This window comes from Dapis hubbardiae BLCC-M172 (genome assembly GCF_050016015.1).
Lineage (GTDB): Bacteria > Cyanobacteriota > Cyanobacteriia > Cyanobacteriales > Microcoleaceae > Trichodesmium.
In genome coordinates this window covers 2,187-2,499 of record NZ_JBNHEQ010000159.1, presented here as the reverse complement: position 1 = coordinate 2,499, position 313 = coordinate 2,187, and the positions used below count along the sequence as shown (strand labels likewise).

General features: G+C 26.5%; 1 protein-coding gene. It reads right to left on the bottom strand.

What is annotated here, in order from left to right:
* Positions 1 to 3 precede the first annotated feature (3 nt).
* The coding region (locus tag ACP6PK_RS14040) for a hypothetical protein (RefSeq protein ID WP_426560132.1) at positions 4 to 313 on the bottom strand (310 nt) is incomplete at its 5' end.

The window sequence follows — 313 nt, the reverse complement described above, 5'->3', positions numbered from 1 at the left end:
TAGCTAACTAAGGAAGAAGGAAGAAGTTAAGAAGGAAGAATTAAAAACAACCTGAAAATTACATATTTTTTGTTTGTTCTGTTTCGGCAAATTTTCAAATGAAATTTGTCTAGTATATCTACTTAATTCGCTGGCTAAAGAATAAGGAATAAGTGAAGAAGGAATAATTAAAAAAATCCTGAAAATTCCATATTTTTGTTTGTTCTGTTTCGGCAAATTTTCAAATAAAATTTGTCTAGTATATCTACTTAATTCGCTTAAAGAATAAGGAATAAGTGAAGAAGGAATAATTAAAAAAATCCTGAAAATTCCA